The following is a 15,636-nucleotide window of genomic DNA, read 5'->3' as shown; positions in this document are numbered from 1 at the left end:
GCGTGTTCAGCCCGCCCAGACGGAAGCGAAGAGGTCCTGGTGCGCTGCACCGGCCGCACCCTCCAGCACCAGCCGGCGGGCGGCCTCGATATCGGGCGCGAACAGGCGGTCCTTGTCGTAGAACGGGACCTCGGCGCGCAGCGTGGTGTGTGCCTGGGCCAGGCGTGGCGAGGTGGCGAGCGGGCGGTGGAAGTCCACGCCCTGCGCGGCGGCCAGCCACTCGATGCCGAGGATGGTGGCGGTGTTGTCGGCCATTTCGGCCAGGCGGCGCCCGGCGTAGGTGGCCATGCTCACGTGGTCTTCCTGGTTGGCGCTGGTGGGCAGGCTGTCGACGCTGGCGGGATGCGCGTGCGACTTGTTTTCAGAGGCCAGCGCGGCGGCCGTCACGTGGGCGATCATGAAGCCGCTGTTGAGGCCCGGGTTGTCCACCAGGAAGGGCGGCAGGCCCGAGAGCGTGCTGTCGATCAGCAGCGCGATGCGGCGCTCCGAAATGGCGCCGATTTCGGCGATGGCCAGCGCCAGCGTGTCGGCCGCGAAGGCGACCGGCTCGGCGTGGAAGTTGCCGCCTGAGAGCACCTCGTTGGTGTCGGTGAACACCAGCGGGTTGTCGGTGACAGCGTTGGCTTCGATGAGCAGGGTGCGCGCGGCGTTGGCGATGAGGTCGCGGCAGGCGCCCATGACCTGCGGCTGGCAGCGCAGGCTGTAGGGATCTTGCACGCGCTCGTCGTCCACCACGTGCGAGAGGCGGATCTGGCTGCCCGAGAGCAACGCGCGCGTGGCGGCGGCCACGGCGACCTGGCCGGGCTGGCCGCGCACCGCGTGGATGCGCGGATCGAAGGGCGCGTCGCTGCCCTTGGCCGCGTCCACGCTGAGCGCACCGGTCACCGTGCCGGCTTCGAGCAGGCGCTCGGCCATGAACAGGCCATGCAGCGCGAGCGCGGTGGAGACCTGGGTGCCGTTGATCAGGGCCAGGCCTTCCTTGGCCGCGAGCGTGAGCGGGGCGATGCCGGCGGCTTTGAGCGCCGCAGCGGCGGGTACCCATTCACCGTTCATGCGCACCTCGCCTTCGCCCATCAGGGCCAGCGTCATGTGCGACAGCGGCGCGAGGTCGCCCGAGGCACCGACCGAGCCCTTGACGGGGATGCGCGGCGTGATGCCGGCGTTGAGCAGGGCGAGCAGCGTGTCGATGACGACCGGGCGCACGCCCGAATAACCGCGCGCGAGACTCGCGGCCTTCATCAGCACCACGAGGCGCACGGTGGCGTCGCTCATGGGTTCGCCGGTGCCGACCGAGTGCGACAGGATCAGGTTGCGCTGCAGCAGCTCGAGCTGGTCGTCGGGGATGCGCGTCTTGGCGAGCTTGCCGAAGCCGGTGTTGATGCCGTAGGCGGCGTCGCCTTTGTGCACGATGGCGTGGATCGCCGCGGCCGAGGCCGCGATGCCGGCTTGCGCGTCGTCGCTGAGCTGGACGCGCACGGCCTGTTGCCAGACGGTGCGCAGATCGGCCAGGCCCATCTGGCCGGGTTGCAGGGTGAGGGTTGTGGTCATGTGGTGAGTGTCTCTCTCTGCCGCCGGGTCAGGCGATCATGGGCAGCTTCAAGCCCTGCTTCTTTGCGGTGGCGATCGCCAGTTCGTAGCCCGCATCGGCATGGCGCATCACGCCCGAGCCGCAGTCGTTGACCAGCACACGCGCCAGGCGCTCGGCGGCGGCGTCGGTGCCGTCGGCCACGATCACCATGCCCGAGTGTTGCGAGTAACCCATGCCCACACCGCCCCCATGGTGCAGGCTGACCCAGCTGGCGCCGCCGGCGGTGTTGAGCAGGGCGTTGAGCAGCGGCCAGTCGCTCACGGCATCGGTGCCGTCTTTCATGGCCTCGGTCTCGCGGTTGGGGCTGGCGACCGAGCCGGTGTCGAGGTGGTCGCGGCCGATCACGATCGGGGCTTTCAGCTCGCCGTTCTTCACCATCTCGTTGAAGGCCAGGCCGGCGATGTGGCGCTCGCCCAGGCCGAGCCAGCAGATGCGCGCGGGCAGGCCCTGGAAGGCGATGCGCTCGCGCGCCATGTCGAGCCAGCGGTGGGTGTGGTGGTTGTTCGGGAACAGTTCCTTGATCTTGGCGTCGGTCTTGTAGATGTCCTCTGGGTCGCCCGAGAGCGCGACCCAGCGGAACGGGCCCTTGCCCTCGCAGAACATGGGGCGGATGTAGGCCGGCACGAAGCCGGGAAAGTCAAACGCGTTCTTCACGCCCTGGTCGAATGCGACCTGGCGGATGTTGTTGCCGTAATCCACCGTGGGAATGCCCATGGCCTGGAAATCCAGCATGGCCTGCACGTGCACCGCGCAGCCCTGGGCGGCCTCGGCGCTCAGGCGGGCGTGTTGCGCCGGGTCCTTCTGCGCGGCCTTCCACTGCGCCACGCTCCAGCCCACCGGCAGGTAGCCGTTGATGAGGTCGTGCGCCGAGGTCTGGTCGGTCACGAGGTCGGGCTTGATGCCACCGGCCTTCGCACGCTTCACCAGCTCGGGCAGCACCTCGGCGGCGTTGCCGAGCAGGGCGATGGAGACGGCTTCCTTCTTGGCCGTGTGCTCTTTGATCAGTTCCAGCGCGTGGTCGATGTCGCGCGCCTGCTGGTCCACGTAGCGCGTGCGCAGGCGGAAGTCGATGCTGCTCTGCTGGCACTCGATGTTGAGCGAGCAGGCGCCGGCCAGCGTGGCGGCCAGGGGCTGCGCGCCGCCCATGCCGCCCAGGCCAGCAGTGAGGATCCAGCGGCCGGACAGATCGTTCTTGTAGTGCTGCTTGCCGGCTTCGACGAAGGTCTCGAACGTGCCCTGCACGATGCCCTGGCTGCCGATGTAGATCCAGCTGCCGGCGGTCATCTGGCCGTACATGAACAGGCCCTTGCGGTCGAGCTCGTTGAAGTGTTCCCAGTTGGCCCACTTGGGCACCAGGTTGCTGTTGGCGATCAGCACGCGCGGGGCGTTGCTGTGGGTCTTGAACACGCCGACCGGCTTGCCCGACTGCACCAGCAGGGTCTCGTCGTCGTTCAGGTCTTTCAGCGACGCGAGGATCTGGTCGAAACAGGCCCAGTCGCGCGCCGCGCGGCCGATGCCGCCGTAGACCACGAGGTGCTGCGGGTTCTCGGCGACCTCGGGGTCGAGGTTGTTCTGGATCATGCGGTAGGCGGCTTCGGCGATCCAGTTCTTGCAGGTCAGCGTGTTGCCGCGCGGGGCGCGGATGACGCGGGTGGGGTCGAGGCGGGGGTCGGTGTTGGTGTTCATGGGGAACTCCTTGAAGAAATCGGTGGGAAGAAGGAACGAGGTCAGGCGATCCAGCCTTGGGCAAACGCGATGTGGCCGGCGCCGGCGGCGAGCAGGATGCTCAGCGCCGTGCGCACGAACCAGACGCCGACCATCTGGCGCAGCGAGATCGGGATGCGCGTGGCCAGCACGCAGGGAATCGATCCGGAGAAAAACAGCACCGAGCTGACCGAGACCACGGCGGCGACGTAGCGCACCACCGGGTCGGCGCCCTTGAGCATCAGGGCTGGCAGGAACATCTCGGCCAGGCCCGAGGCCAGGGCCTTGCTGGTGGCCACCGGTTCGGCCAGGCCGCCGAGCCACACGAAGGGCAGCAGCAACAGGCCCAGTACGTCGAACACCGGGGTGTAGCGCGCCAGCAGCAGGCCGATGAGACCGACGGCAAGGATGGTGGGTACCACCGCGCTGGCCATGGCCAGGCCATCGCGCAGGTTGTCGCGCAGCACGCGCCACAGCGGAGGCGCGTTGCTGGCCTGGACGAGGCCGGCGTCCCAGGCGGCTTGCCAGCGGTTGCGGCCGGTGGGCAGGGCGCCGCTCACGCCGCCGGTGTTGTCCATGCGCGAGATCGGCGGCAGCCAGGTGGTGATGGCGGTGACGGCGAACGCGATCACGAAGGTGGACCAGAAGTAGAAGTTCCAGGCTTCCATCAACCCCAGCGTCTTGGCGACGATGACCATGAAGGCGGCCGAGACGGTGGAGAAGCCGGTGGCGATGATGGCGGCTTCGCGCGCCGTGTATTTGCCTTCGCCGTAGACGCGGTTGGTGATCAGCAGGCCGACCGAGTAGCTGCCGACGAAGGAGGCGACGGCGTCGATGGCGGAGTGGCCCGGCGTGCGCCAGATCGGCCGCATGACCGGCTGCATCAGCACGCCCACCAGCTCCAGCAGACCGAAGCCCACCAGGAAGGCCAGCGCCACCGCGCCCAGCGGCACGATCAGGCCGACGGTGAGCGCGAGCTTGTCGAACAGGAAGGGCAGCATGTCTTTTTCGAACAGCGGTGCGGGCCCGAGTTTCAACAGATACATCAGCGCCAGCACCAGGCCCAGGACCTTGAGCACGCTGAACACGGCGGTGGTGGTGTTCGCACGCCAGCTGCCCTTGACGAAGGGCGCGGCCGCGCCCCAGGCCATGAGCGCCAGCACCAGCGCGATCGACAGGCTGCGCTGCTGCTGCGCGAGGTAGGTGGCGGCGTGGTCGAACAGGATGGTGGTCTTGCCGGCGATCTCCAGCGGCAGGAAAAACATCACCAGCCCGATGCTGCTGTAGGCCAGCAGGCGCAGGAAGGCGGCGGCGGGGACGGGCGGGCTGGACGCCGTGGCGGTGCGGGTGTTCATGGGCGGTTTCCTCGGGGCGGTTTCGATGGTATGTCTGTACATATCGAAATTGTTGTCTTCGAAATGTATATACAACTTTATCTGGCCATAATCCCACCTGTCAATACCACTTCATCGGTTTGCACCTCGGTAGAAACCCTATGACCAACGGTTCCACCCCCTTGCCCGCCGCGCCCGCCGACGACCGCAAGCCCGCCTATCTGCGGGTGAAGCAGCATGTGCTGGCGCAGATCCAGAGCGGCACCTGGCAGGAGGGCGAGGCGATCCCGGGCGAAGAGGCGCTGGCACGCGCCTTCGGCGTGTCGCGCATGACGGTGAACCGCGCGATCCGTGAGCTGAGCGACGAGCAGATCGTGGAGCGGGTGCAGGGCTCGGGCACCTACGTGGCGCAGCAGAAGTACCAGGCCACGCTGGTCGAGATCCGCAACATCGCCGAGGAGATCGCCGCGCGCGGCCACGTGCACCGCAGCGAGCTGCACAAGCTCGAACGCACCAAGGCCGGCGAGGCGCTGGGGCGGCAGTTCGGGCTGAAGGCCGAGCAGCCACTGTTCCATTCGGTGGTGGTGCACTTCGAGGACGGCGAGCCGATCCAGGTGGAAGACCGCTACGTCAACCCGTCGGTGGCGCCCGATTACCTTGGGCAAGACTTCGCGAGCCAGACGCCCAATGCCTACCTGATGCGCGTGGCGCCGCTACAGGGCGTGCGTTTCGTCATCGAGGCCTGCCTGCCGCCGCGCGACGTGGCCGAGATGCTGCACATGGCACCCGAGGAGCCTTGTCTGGTGCTGCGTCGGCAGACCCATTCGCAGGGCCAGGTGGCGTCGGTGGCGGCGATGTGGCACCCAGCGGCGCGGTACCGGTTTACCGGCAGTTTTTAGTCTGCTTCGTTCTTTTCCTTTCCCGTGAGTTTGCTGGTGTGCGTTTCACTGGGCCGGTGCCACAGGCAACCTTGCCACCAGCCCGGCACGGTCAGGCCGCTGATGACACAGGCATTGAAATATAGGCGTGGGTGTACCAGCCCAGTCGGGCCTTGACGCGCCGGTGAGCGAGGTGCTCCTGGTCGGGCGAGAGCGAGAAAGGGGTGCTGGCGCTCATGGGGGGCTCCTGGGTTGACCGGTCGTTGCAGGGCCCGTGGCGCGACGGTGCCGCGCGACCGGTTCGGGGGCGGGCTGTGGTGTTTCTACAATGGGCGCGACCCATCCATTGCAAAGGAACATCGCATGCCCGACACCGCCCGACGACACCTGCTTCAAACCGGCGTGCTCGTGGCCGGTGCGCTGTCTGCCTGGGCACTGACCGGCTGCGCGGCACTGCCAACCGGCCCGCGCACCGTCAAGATTTCCGAGAAGAAGCTGATGGAGGCGATCGCGCGCCAGTTCCCGCGCAGCAACCGTTACCTGGAGCTGTTCGACGTCACGCTGGACACGCCCCGGCTGCGGCTGATGCCGGCGGAGAACCGCATCGGCACCCAGCTGGATTTCACCGTGGGCATGCCGCTGGTTGAAACGCGCACACAGCGGGGCACGCTCAGCCTGAGCTACGGGCTGCGTCTGGAGCCGGGTGACAACACGGTGCGGCTCACCGATGTGCGCCTGGAGAACATGCTCCTGTCCGATATGGCACCGACCCATGCGGCGCGTTTCAAGCGCCTGGGCGGCGCGCTGGTCGAGGGACTGCTGCCCGATCTGGTGGTCCACCGGCTCAAGCCCGAAGACCTGGAGGCGGTCGGGCGCCGGGGCTACCAGCCTGGTGCGCTGCGCGTGGTGCCCGGCGGGCTGGAACTGCAGCTCGATCCCTTGCCGCGCTGACGCACGGACGCCGCAGCGCCAGCGGGTACGATTGACAGACCGGAACAGGCCAGCGGTTGGCCTGTTCTTTTTTTGTGGGCCGCGCAAGCGCGGGCGTGTATGGATGTTGTGTTGCTGATCAAGGCCGCCCTGATGGGCATTGTGGAGGGCCTGACCGAATTCCTGCCGATTTCTTCCACCGGTCACCTGATCCTGGCGGGCAGCCTGCTGGGCTTTCACGACGAGCGGGCCAAGGTGTTCGAGATCGCGATCCAGACCGGCGCGATCTTCGCGGTGATCATCGTGTACTGGCAACGCCTGCGCGCCACGCTGCTGGGCCTGACCTCGCAGCCCACGGCGCAGCGCTTCACGCTGAACGTGGTCATTGGCTGTGTGCCCGCGGTCGTGCTGGGCCTGTTGCTCGGCAAGGCCATCAAGGCCCACCTGTTCACCCCGACCGTGGTGGCCACCGCGTTCATCCTGGGGGCCTTCGTCATCCTCTGGGCGGAGCGGCGCCAGCAGGCCAGCGTGCGTGTGCACGATCTGGACGATCTCACCGCGCTGGACGCGCTGAAGGTGGGACTGGCGCAGTGTTTCGGCCTGATCCCCGGCACCAGCCGTTCAGGCTCCACCATCATCGGCGGCATGCTGTTCGGCCTGTCGCGCAAGGTGGCGACCGATTTCAGCTTCTTCCTGGGCATTCCGATCCTGATCGGCGCCGGCGCCTACAGCCTCTACAAGGCGCGCGACATGCTTTCGATGGCCGATCTGCCGCTGTTTGCCGTGGGCCTGCTGTTTGCGTTTCTGAGCGCCTGGGTCTGTATCCGCTGGCTGCTGCGTTATGTGGCCAGCCACAGCTTCGTGCCGTTCGCCTGGTACCGCATCGCCTTCGGTGCGCTGATCCTGCTGACCGCCCATTTCGGCTGGGTCGACTGGGTGGCATGACGCGGTTGACGCTCCGCCACTTTCGGCGATAGAAAGCCCGCATGGGACCGCTGCTCTGGCGCCTGTCCACCCTGCTCAGTGGCGTGGGTCTGCTGGTGGTGGGCGTGGGCCTGCTGTTTTCCGTGCTCGGCCTGCGCGCCGGTCTGGCCGAGTTCTCCAGTCTCACGCTGGGGCTGGTGACCTCGGCCTATTTCGCCGGCTTCGTGGTGGGCACCTTCTTCTGCCCGGCGGTGATCCGGCGCGTGGGCCACATCCGCGCCTTTGCCGCCATGGCCTCGCTGGCTTCGACCATGCCGATCCTGCACGCGCTGTGGGTCGATCCATGGTTCTGGGGGCTGCTGCGGCTGGTCACGGGCGTGTGCATGGTGGGGCTCTACATCGTGGTGGAGAGCTGGCTCAACGCGCTCGCGCCAAATGAACACCGCGGTCGGTTGTTTGCGGTGTACATGGCAGTCAACTTCGTGGCGCTGGCGCTCGGGCAGTGGCTGATCCTGGTGGGCGACCGGCTCGGCTTTGTGCCGTTTGCCATGGTGTCTGTGATGTTCTCGTTTGCGCTGCTGCCGATCACCATGACGCCGGTGGACGAGCCCGAGCCGGTCGATGCGCCGCGCCTGAGCCTGCGCAACCTGTACGAGGCATCGCCCATGGGCATGGCCGCCGCGCTGGCCTCGGGCCTGATCACGGGCGCCTTCTACGGCCTGGCGGCGGCGTTCGCCCAGGGCGTGGGGCTGGCGGACGGCTCGGTGGCGACGTTCATGGCGGCGGCGATCCTGGGTGGCGCGTTGTTCCAGTGGCCGGTGGGCCACTACTCGGACAGCCACGACCGCCGCCTGGTGCTGTTCTGGGTTTGCCTGTTGGGCGCGGGGGTGGCCGGGCTGGGCTACGCGCTGGCGCAGTTTTCGGGCGATGCGCTGGTGCCCCTGGCCCTGGTGTTTGGCGGCCTGATCTTTGCGGTGTACGGCCTGGCGGTGGCCCACGTGAACGACGTGATCGACTCGACCCGGCTGGTCGAGTTCACGGGCGGGCTGCTGTTGATCCATGGCATCGGGGCCGCGCTCGGCCCGACGCTGGCCGGGGTGGTGATGGACGTGGCCGGTTCTTCGAGCCTCATGCTGTATTTTGCGGCGGTGCTCGGCGCGTTGGCGCTCTACACGCTCAAGCGGCTGCCGGCGGCGTCGGCCGTGCCGACCGAAGACAAGGCCAGCTTTGTGCTGATGGGGGGCGGTTCGCAGGCCGTGCTGCAGATGGACCCGCGCAGCCTGGCCGATGCCCCGGCGGCCGCGGATGCACGGCCCGCCGATGACGGCACCGAAGCAGCGCACGACCGGCGGGATTCGGGCGGTTGAACGGGGCAACCCGTGCGCCGTCTCGCGGTCTTCAGCCCGGCGGATAGGGGTCGGAGGCTTCGGGCGGTGGCAGGGTGAAGCAGAAGGTGGCGCCTTCGCCGGGCGAGGCCTTGGCCTGCAGCCGCCCGCCGTGGCGCAGCACGATGCGTTGTGCGGTGGCCAGCCCGATGCCCAGACCCTCAAACTCGTGCGGCTGGTGCAGGCGCTGGAAGGGCTGGAACAACTTTTCAGCGCGGGCCATGTCGAAACCCGCTCCGTTGTCGCTCACACAGAAATGGGTCTGACCCTCCATCTCGCGGGCGAACACCCGGATGTGCGCCTGCGGTGTGACCACGGTGTATTTCCAGGCGTTGTGCAGCAGGTTCTGCAGCAGGGCATCGATCAACGAGGGATCGGCCGAGGCGTGCAGATCGGGTTCCACCGCCCATGTGACCGATCGCTGCGGTGATTCGGCGGCCAGTTCTTCCAGCAGACGCGTGGCGATGGCGCTGAGGTTGACCGGTTGGTGCTGCACTTCACCGCGCCCGATCTGCGAGAGTTGCAGCAGGCCGTCGATGAGCAGGCCCATCTTTTTGCTGGCTCCCATGATGCGCTGCAGGTGGTTGTGGCTGGCGGCATCGAGCCCGGGATTGTCTTCGCCCAACGCCTGGGCGAAACCGTTGATGATGCGCAGCGGCGAACGCAGGTCGTGGGCGACGGCGTAGGAGTAGCTCTCCAGTTCGTCGTAGGCAGCCTTGAGATCGCGCGTGCGCTCCTGGATGCGTTGCTCCAGCGAAGCGTTGAGGCGACGCACCTGTTGTTCGGCGCGCTTGCGCTCGGTGATGTCCTGCGTGACGCCAAAGGCACGCACGGCCCGGCCCTCAACGTCGCGCTCGAATTCGGCACGCACGCTGAACCAGCGGTCTGCGCCGTCGATGCGGGCGCGGTAGGTCGAGTTGTAGGCCCCCGTGTTTTTAACCGCGTCCATCCACTCCTGGACCAGGCGCTGCTGGTCTTTGGGGTGGGTGAAGCTGTGCAGCTCCGCGCCACTGAGCTCCGCAACGGGCAGGCCCAGGCGCTGGAACGAACCGCTCAGCGCGCGGAAGCGGTCGGCGGCGATGTCTGCCTCCCAGCTGGCGAAACCCGCCAGGGCCTGCGCCTGGCGCATCAGGCGCTCGTTCTTTCGAACGGCCTCATCGGCGGCCTTGACACTGGAGATGTCCTGCACCACGGAGATGAAATAGTCCGGCAGTCCGGCCTTCTGGCGCATCAGCGCCACGGTCAGGTGTGCCCACACGGTGTGGCCGTCTTTGTGGATGTAGCGCTTTTCCAGCGCGTAGCTGTCCCGTGTGCCTGCCAATGCCTGTTTGATGAATTTTTCATCCGGGTCGATGTCGCCGGGGTAGGTGAGGTCCTGGAACCGCAGGGACAACAGTTCGTCGGCGGTGTAGCCGACCATCCGGCAAAAGGTCTCGTTCACCCGCAACAGCCGGCCGTCCAGTGCCACGTGCGAGATGCCGGCGGAAGCGTGTTCGAAGGTGTCGAGAAAGCGCTGCTGGCTGATGCGGGCCAGCTCGCTGGCTTCCCGCAGATGCTGGTTTCTCTGCTGCATGAGCCAGATGGCGCCCACGACGACCAGCTGGGTCAGCAGGTGCCAGAGGTTGAGCCAGAAGGCTTCGCCCGGGTTGTCGAACGCGAACGCCAGGTAGGGTTTGACGAGGAAAAAATTGACCAGCACCATGCCCAGCAGGGTGCTGAGCATGCCGGCGGCGAATCCGCCATAGAGCGCGGCCAGTGCCGCGGCCAGCGAGAGCGTGATGAAGCGCCCGCCCGACTCCGCCGGTGCCAGGGCAACACGCAGCCAGGCCGCCAGCAGGGTGAGCAGGATGGCCACCGTGAAGCGTTGCCAGGCGCTGCGGGATTGGGGGTCCCAATCGAGCAGGCGCTGCCACGGCAGGGCAGCGATGGGCGGTGTGGCGCTTGACGCAGGGGTCGTCATGAAGTGGGTGGAGTGTGCCTGTGCCAGCGTGCGGTACACGCCTGTCCAATATATATCGGAGCCGGGGCTTGGACGGTGACGGGTACAGCAGGGGAAACCCGGTGCAGTTTCGCCGTTTGTCCCAGGGCCTGTTCACACTATTGTTCCAAGATGCGTTGCGGATCAAAAAAGCCATGCGCAAGGCGCGAAACGCAGCCGGGGTCGCCCCCCGGCAAGGCTTCGCAACGCCGCGCATGGCCTTTTTGGCCGCAACCCGAAGGGAATGGGCTGAAAACAGCGCCACTCGTTGTTGCACTCCTAGGCCAGACGCCCAGTCTGGCCGTCGTCGCGCGCCTAGATTGGCGCTGTTTTCAGCCCATTCGCACTTGGAAAAATAGTGTGAACAGGCCCTAATCAGGCGCCCAGGCTGCGCAGGGCGGCGTCGATGGTCGCCGCCGTTTCCTGGGGCTTTTCCATCGGAAACAGGTGGCTGCCTTCCACCATGAGCAGGCGCTCGGGGTGGTTCCGCCCCACCAGCCTGTGCGTCATGGCCATGCCGACCTGTTTCATCTCCAGCGATTCGGTTCCGCCGATGAAGGCCACCGGGCACTGCAGGGGGTGGCGGCGCAGCAGCCGGTCGAGGTTGTGGGGCAAGGTGTTGTAGATCGCGGTTTCGACATCGCGCTCGAAACCCAGCACCCGGCGCGTGCCTTGCGCGGTGGTCTCGTCGTGTGTGGCGTGGGCAATGTAGTCGCGCAACACCTGCGGTTCCCAGCGGGCGAAGGCCTTCTTGTGGGCGAAGTGGTCGAACGCGGCTTGTGCATCGGGCCAGGCGTTGCGGCGCTTGCGGCTGATCTTGCCGGGCGAGATCGAGCCCACCAGCTGCGTGCGCTTGGCCAGCTCCAGCGCCCGGGCGCGCCAGCCGCCCAGCACCGGCGAGTCCAGCAGCAACACCCCTTTGACGCCATGACCGCCGAGTGCCGGGTGGCGCGCGGCACACATGAGGCTCAGGAACCCGCCCAGTGAATGACCGACCAGCCAGGCCGGCTGGCCGTGGCGTTCAATCTCCGGGGCCGCGAAATCGGCGAGCTGCTGCACCAGGTGCGGCCAGTTGCTGCTGACCGGGTAGGCCGGGTCGTGACCGAACTTCTCGGGCGCACGCACGGAAAAGCCGCGCGCCCGCAGCGACTTGAACAGCACGCCGTAGGTGCTGGCGGGGAAGCTGTTGGCGTGGGAGAAGATGATGAGGGACATCTGGAAGAGGTGTTCAGCGCCGATCAACCGGCGCGAATTGTCCAACCAAGGACACCGCCGGGCCGGCTTTGCCGGACGGTCAGTGTCGCCCCCTGGAAGGGGGTGACGCCGAAGGCGGCGCGGGGGTTAGATAAGTTTCTCTTTTGAGTTGGAGATCTTCTTCAGCGGCTGGTTGCGCGCGCTGCTGCAAAGCAGGGGCACTTCGGTGTGGGCGCCGTCCCAGGTGGGGTGTTCGATGCTGTCGAACACCTCGCGCAGCTTCTGGCCCCAGGTGTTGTGCACCATGCGGAAGTAGGGGTTGTTTTCGTCGATGCAGGTGATCTTGTCGCTCTGCAGCTTGTCGACCTCGTACACCGCGAGGTCCAGCGGCAGCCCCACCGAGAGGTTGGACTTGAGCGTGGAGTCCATGGACACCAGCACGCACTTGGCGGCCTCGTCCAGTGGGGTCTCGGGTGTGATCACGCGGTCCAGCACCGGCTTGCCGTATTTGGATTCCCCGACCTGGAAGAACGGCGTTTCGGCCGTGGCCTCGATGAAGTTGCCCGCCGAATAGACCTGGAACAGGCGCATGCCCTCGCCCAGGATCTGTCCGCCGAAGATCATGGAGACGTTGAACTCCACACCGGCGCGTTTGAGCGATTCGCCGTCGCGTTCGTACACGTGGCGCACGGCCGAACCCAGCACGCGAGCGGCGTCGAACATGCTCCTGGCGTTCCAGATGGTGATAGGCTTACCGCCGTCGATGTCCTCCACCTGTTCCACCTGCAGGATCTCGCGCACCGATTGCGAAATGCTCAGGTTGCCGGCGGAGAGCAGGCACATGAAGCGCTCGCCCGGCTTTTCGTAGACGATCATCTTGCGGAAGGTGCTGATCTGGTCCAGGCCCGCGTTGGTGCGCGAGTCGGACAGGAAGACCAGTCCGGCGTTGAGTTTGACGGCGACGCAATAAGTCATGGTTGCAGGCTGAGTTTCTTGAGTTGGTAGAGCTGGTCCAGCGCTTCGCGCGGGCTCAGAGCGTCGGGGTCGATGCCCCGCAGGGCGGTCAGCAAGGGATGGGTTTCGGGTTCGGCGCTCGGCGGCGGTGGCGCAAACAGGTCCACCTGGCTGCGGCTCTGTTCGCTCTGGCTTTCCAGTGCGGCCAGCGCGTGGCGCGCGTGCTGCACCACCGCCGCCGGCACGCCGGCGAGCCTTGCAACTTGTATGCCGTAGCTGCGGCTGGCCGGACCGGGTTCGATCTGGTGCAGGAACACGATGCCGCTCTTGCCACCGCCTTCGACCGCACTCACGTGCACGTTCACCGCCGCGTGGTGGCCGGCCGGGAACTCGGTGAGCTCGAAGTAGTGGGTGGCGAAGAGGGTGAAGGCCTTGGCCTTGTCGTGCAGGTGCGCGGCGATGCCGCCGGCCAGCGCCAGGCCGTCGAAGGTGGAGGTGCCGCGGCCGATCTCGTCCATCAGCACCAGGCTCTGGGGCGTCGCAGCGTTCAATATCTGCGCGGCCTCGGTCATCTCGACCATGAAGGTCGATTGCGCGTTGGCCAGGTCGTCGGCGGCGCCGATGCGGGTGTGGATGGCGTCGATCGGGCCGAGCCTGCAGGCCTGGGCCGGCACGTAGCTGCCCATGCTGGCGAGCAGCACGATCACCGCGACCTGGCGCATGTAGGTGCTCTTGCCGCCCATGTTGGGGCCGGTGATGACCTGCATGCGCTGCTTGGGTCCCATGACGGTGTCGTTGGCGATGAAGCTGCCGCCGGTGGTCTCATTCAGGCGCGCTTCCACCACCGGGTGGCGACCGCCGCGAATCTCGATGCAGGGCTCGGCCACAAACTGGGGCACGCTCCAGTTGAGCGTGAGCGAGCGTTCGGCCAGGGCGCAGAGCGCATCCAGAGCGGCCAGTGCGCGGGCCAGGCGGGTGAGCGGGTCGATGTAAGCCTGCAGCTCGTCGAGCAGGTGTTCGTAGAGCCACTTCTCGCGCGCCAGCGCGCGCTCCTGGGCACTCAGCGCCTTGTCTTCGAAGGCCTTGAGCTCGGGGGTGATGAAGCGCTCGGCGTTCTTCAGCGTCTGGCGTCGGCGGTAGTCGTCGGGCACCTTGTCCACCTGGCCCTGCGTGACTTCGATGTAGAAGCCGTGCACCTTGTTGAACTGCACGCGCAGGTTGGCGATGCCGGTGCGCGCGCGTTCGCGTGTTTCGAGGTCAATCAGGAAGCCGTCGCAGTTGGTCTGGATGCCGCGCAGCTCGTCCAGATCGGCGTCGAAGCCGTCGTTGATCACCCCGCCGTCGCGCACCAGCGCGGCCGGCTCGGGCAGCAGCGCGGCCAGCAGCAGATCGGCGCAGCCGGCGGGCGGTGTCAGGTCGGCGGCGATCTGCTGCAGCTGCGCCGGGCCACCGGCGGGCAGGCCGTGGTGCAGGGCCTGGGCGAGTTGCTGTGCGCGGCCCAGCGTCTGGCCCAGGCCGACGAGTTCGCGCGGGCGCACCTGGCGCAGGGCGGTGCGCGCGGTGATGCGTTCCACGTCGCTGGCGCCCTTGAGCGCGCTGCGCAGGCTGTTGGCGAAACCGCTGCGCAGCAGGCCGATGGCGTCGAGCCGTGCGCGCGCCTCCGAGCGCTCGCGTTTCGGTTCCAGCAGCCAGCTGCGCAGCGCACGGCTGCCCATGCCGGTCTGGCAGACGTCGAGCAGCGAGAACAGCGTGGGGCTGGTTTCGCCGCGCAGGGTGTGGGTGAGTTCGAGGTTGCGCCGCGTGGTGATCGGCAGGTCGATCAGCTCGTTGCTGCGCGCCACGTGCAGGCTCTTCACGTGGCTGAGCGCGCGACCCTGCGTGTGTTCGGCGTAGTCGAGCAGGGCGGCGGCAGCGGCGTGCGCATCCGTCAGGCCCTGCGCATCCCAGGCGGCCAGACTCGCGGCACCCAGTTGTTCGAGCAGTTTGCGTTCGCCCAGGGTGCCGTCAAAGGCCCAGGCCGGGCGCAGCACGGCCACGGTCCGCTGGCCGCTGGCCAGTGGCTGGGCCGCGAGCGCCTGCACGCTTTTTTCAAACGCGGGGGTGACTTCGGCGCTGTAGAGCAGTTCGCCGGGTGCGATGCGGGCGATCCAGTCGGCCAGTCCGTCGCTCGCGCACTGGGCCAGGAACACGATGCCCTGCGTGACCGACATCCAGGCCAGGCCGACGCCGGTGCGCGCACCCGGGTGCACGGCCATGAGCACGGCTTCGGTCTTGTCGGAGAGCAGCTCGCTGTCGGTCAGCGTGCCGGGCGTGACCACGCGCACCACCTTGCGCTCGACCGGGCCCTTGGCCGTGGCCACGTCGCCCACCTGCTCGCAGATGGCGGCGGATTCACCGAGCTTGATGAGCCGCGCGAGGTAGTTGTCGATGGAGTGGAACGGCACACCAGCCATCACCACCGGCTCGCCGGCCGACTGGCCGCGTTGCGTGAGCGTGATATCGAGCAGGCGCGCGGCCTTCTCGGCGTCGCCAAAAAACAGCTCGTAGAAGTCACCCATGCGGTAGAAAACCAGCGTGTGCGGGTACCCGGCCTTGATGGCGAGGTACTGCTGCATCATGGGGGTGTGTTGGGATGGCGCTGCGCCGTCTCCTTCAGGTTTCTTGCTTTCGCGCATCAACGCCGCTCATCCAACAAAAATATCTGCCAGTCCCTGGCGGGGTGTTTGGGTGCTTCATGAGGCAGACCCCGTTGTGGCCCTGAAGGGGC

General features: G+C 67.3%; 12 protein-coding genes. 4 read left to right on the top strand and 8 right to left on the bottom strand.

The features are described from left to right. Window positions 1–6: 6 nt before the first annotated feature. From hutH to ACN5W5_RS13780, 3 genes are read right to left on the bottom strand one after another with little or no spacing between them, the layout of a single operon-like run. On the bottom strand, window positions 7–1,548 hold the full coding sequence (gene hutH, locus ACN5W5_RS13790) for a histidine ammonia-lyase (protein WP_420049065.1): 1,542 nt from the start codon (window positions 1,546–1,548) through the stop codon (window positions 7–9). 28 nt (window positions 1,549–1,576) lie between these two features. Continuing rightward, complete coding sequence (gene hutU, locus ACN5W5_RS13785; RefSeq protein WP_420049064.1) at window positions 1,577–3,274, bottom strand: urocanate hydratase; 1,698 nt, start codon at window positions 3,272–3,274, stop codon at window positions 1,577–1,579. Between the two features lie 41 nt (window positions 3,275–3,315). Beyond that, complete coding sequence (locus tag ACN5W5_RS13780; RefSeq protein WP_420049063.1) at window positions 3,316–4,647, bottom strand: YjiH family protein; 1,332 nt, start codon at window positions 4,645–4,647, stop codon at window positions 3,316–3,318. Window positions 4,648–4,787: 140 nt separating this feature from the next. On the opposite strand from ACN5W5_RS13780, the gene hutC reads away from it, so the two are divergent. Next, the gene (hutC, locus tag ACN5W5_RS13775) at window positions 4,788–5,525 is read left to right on the top strand and encodes a histidine utilization repressor (RefSeq protein ID WP_420049062.1); all 738 of its coding nucleotides are present in this window, start codon (window positions 4,788–4,790) and stop codon (window positions 5,523–5,525) included. A gap of 91 nt (window positions 5,526–5,616) precedes the next feature. Here the strand turns inward: hutC and ACN5W5_RS13770 are convergent, their stop codons facing one another. Beyond that, a complete protein-coding gene (locus ACN5W5_RS13770) occupies window positions 5,617–5,742 on the bottom strand; it encodes a hypothetical protein (RefSeq protein WP_420049061.1) in 126 nt (41 codons plus the stop codon). A 125-nt stretch (window positions 5,743–5,867) separates the two neighbouring features. Here ACN5W5_RS13770 and ACN5W5_RS13765 point away from each other — a divergent pair, with 125 nt between their 5' ends. The 3 genes from ACN5W5_RS13765 (at window position 5,868) to ACN5W5_RS13755 (ending at window position 8,725) form a co-directional block, all read left to right on the top strand. Beyond that, window positions 5,868–6,455, top strand: coding sequence for a hypothetical protein (locus tag ACN5W5_RS13765; RefSeq protein WP_420049060.1), 588 nt, complete (start codon window positions 5,868–5,870; stop codon window positions 6,453–6,455). A gap of 99 nt (window positions 6,456–6,554) precedes the next feature. Next, window positions 6,555–7,379 (top strand): undecaprenyl-diphosphate phosphatase, encoded by an 825-nt coding sequence (locus tag ACN5W5_RS13760; RefSeq protein WP_420049059.1) that lies wholly within the window; start codon window positions 6,555–6,557, stop codon window positions 7,377–7,379. Between the two features lie 41 nt (window positions 7,380–7,420). After that, complete coding sequence (locus ACN5W5_RS13755) at window positions 7,421–8,725, top strand: MFS transporter (RefSeq protein WP_420049058.1); 1,305 nt, start codon at window positions 7,421–7,423, stop codon at window positions 8,723–8,725. Window positions 8,726–8,756: 31 nt separating this feature from the next. Here the strand turns inward: ACN5W5_RS13755 and ACN5W5_RS13750 are convergent, their stop codons facing one another. The 4 genes from ACN5W5_RS13750 to mutS all read right to left on the bottom strand — a co-directional run bounded on the left by ACN5W5_RS13750 (window position 8,757) and on the right by mutS (window position 15,487). Next, window positions 8,757–10,742 carry a PAS domain S-box protein gene (locus tag ACN5W5_RS13750; protein ID WP_420049057.1) on the bottom strand — a complete coding sequence of 662 codons (1,986 nt, stop codon included), beginning with the start codon at window positions 10,740–10,742 and terminating at the stop codon, window positions 8,757–8,759. Window positions 10,743–11,096: 354 nt separating this feature from the next. Further along, complete coding sequence (locus tag ACN5W5_RS13745; protein ID WP_420049056.1) at window positions 11,097–11,936, bottom strand: alpha/beta fold hydrolase; 840 nt, start codon at window positions 11,934–11,936, stop codon at window positions 11,097–11,099. Between the two features lie 126 nt (window positions 11,937–12,062). Then, window positions 12,063–12,890: a peptidase gene (locus ACN5W5_RS13740; protein ID WP_420049055.1), complete on the bottom strand. Its 828-nt coding sequence runs from the start codon at window positions 12,888–12,890 to the stop codon at window positions 12,063–12,065. Further along, a complete protein-coding gene (gene mutS / locus ACN5W5_RS13735) occupies window positions 12,887–15,487 on the bottom strand; it encodes a DNA mismatch repair protein MutS (protein ID WP_420049054.1) in 2,601 nt (866 codons plus the stop codon). Before mutS ends, ACN5W5_RS13740 begins: the two co-directional genes overlap by 4 nt. Window positions 15,488–15,636 lie beyond the last annotated feature (149 nt).

Origin of the sequence: Hydrogenophaga sp. ZJX-1 (assembly GCF_048590325.1) — a bacterium.
In the GTDB taxonomy this organism is placed as follows: domain Bacteria; phylum Pseudomonadota; class Gammaproteobacteria; order Burkholderiales; family Burkholderiaceae_C; genus Hydrogenophaga.
Note: the sequence above shows the minus strand (reverse complement) of the source record. Positions and strands in the feature narration are given on the sequence as shown.

Coding starts and splice junctions, on each gene's coding strand:
- hutH (WP_420049065.1), bottom strand. CDS start 1,548: ATGACCACAACCCTCACCCTGCAACCCGGCCAGATGGGCCTGGCCGAT.
- hutU (WP_420049064.1), bottom strand. CDS start 3,274: ATGAACACCAACACCGACCCCCGCCTCGACCCCACCCGCGTCATCCGC.
- ACN5W5_RS13780 (WP_420049063.1), bottom strand. CDS start 4,647: ATGAACACCCGCACCGCCACGGCGTCCAGCCCGCCCGTCCCCGCCGCC.
- hutC (WP_420049062.1), top strand. CDS start 4,788: ATGACCAACGGTTCCACCCCCTTGCCCGCCGCGCCCGCCGACGACCGC.
- ACN5W5_RS13770 (WP_420049061.1), bottom strand. CDS start 5,742: ATGAGCGCCAGCACCCCTTTCTCGCTCTCGCCCGACCAGGAGCACCTC.
- ACN5W5_RS13765 (WP_420049060.1), top strand. CDS start 5,868: ATGCCCGACACCGCCCGACGACACCTGCTTCAAACCGGCGTGCTCGTG.
- ACN5W5_RS13760 (WP_420049059.1), top strand. CDS start 6,555: ATGGATGTTGTGTTGCTGATCAAGGCCGCCCTGATGGGCATTGTGGAG.
- ACN5W5_RS13755 (WP_420049058.1), top strand. CDS start 7,421: ATGGGACCGCTGCTCTGGCGCCTGTCCACCCTGCTCAGTGGCGTGGGT.
- ACN5W5_RS13745 (WP_420049056.1), bottom strand. CDS start 11,936: ATGTCCCTCATCATCTTCTCCCACGCCAACAGCTTCCCCGCCAGCACC.
- ACN5W5_RS13740 (WP_420049055.1), bottom strand. CDS start 12,890: ATGACTTATTGCGTCGCCGTCAAACTCAACGCCGGACTGGTCTTCCTG.
- mutS (WP_420049054.1), bottom strand. CDS start 15,487: ATGATGCAGCAGTACCTCGCCATCAAGGCCGGGTACCCGCACACGCTG.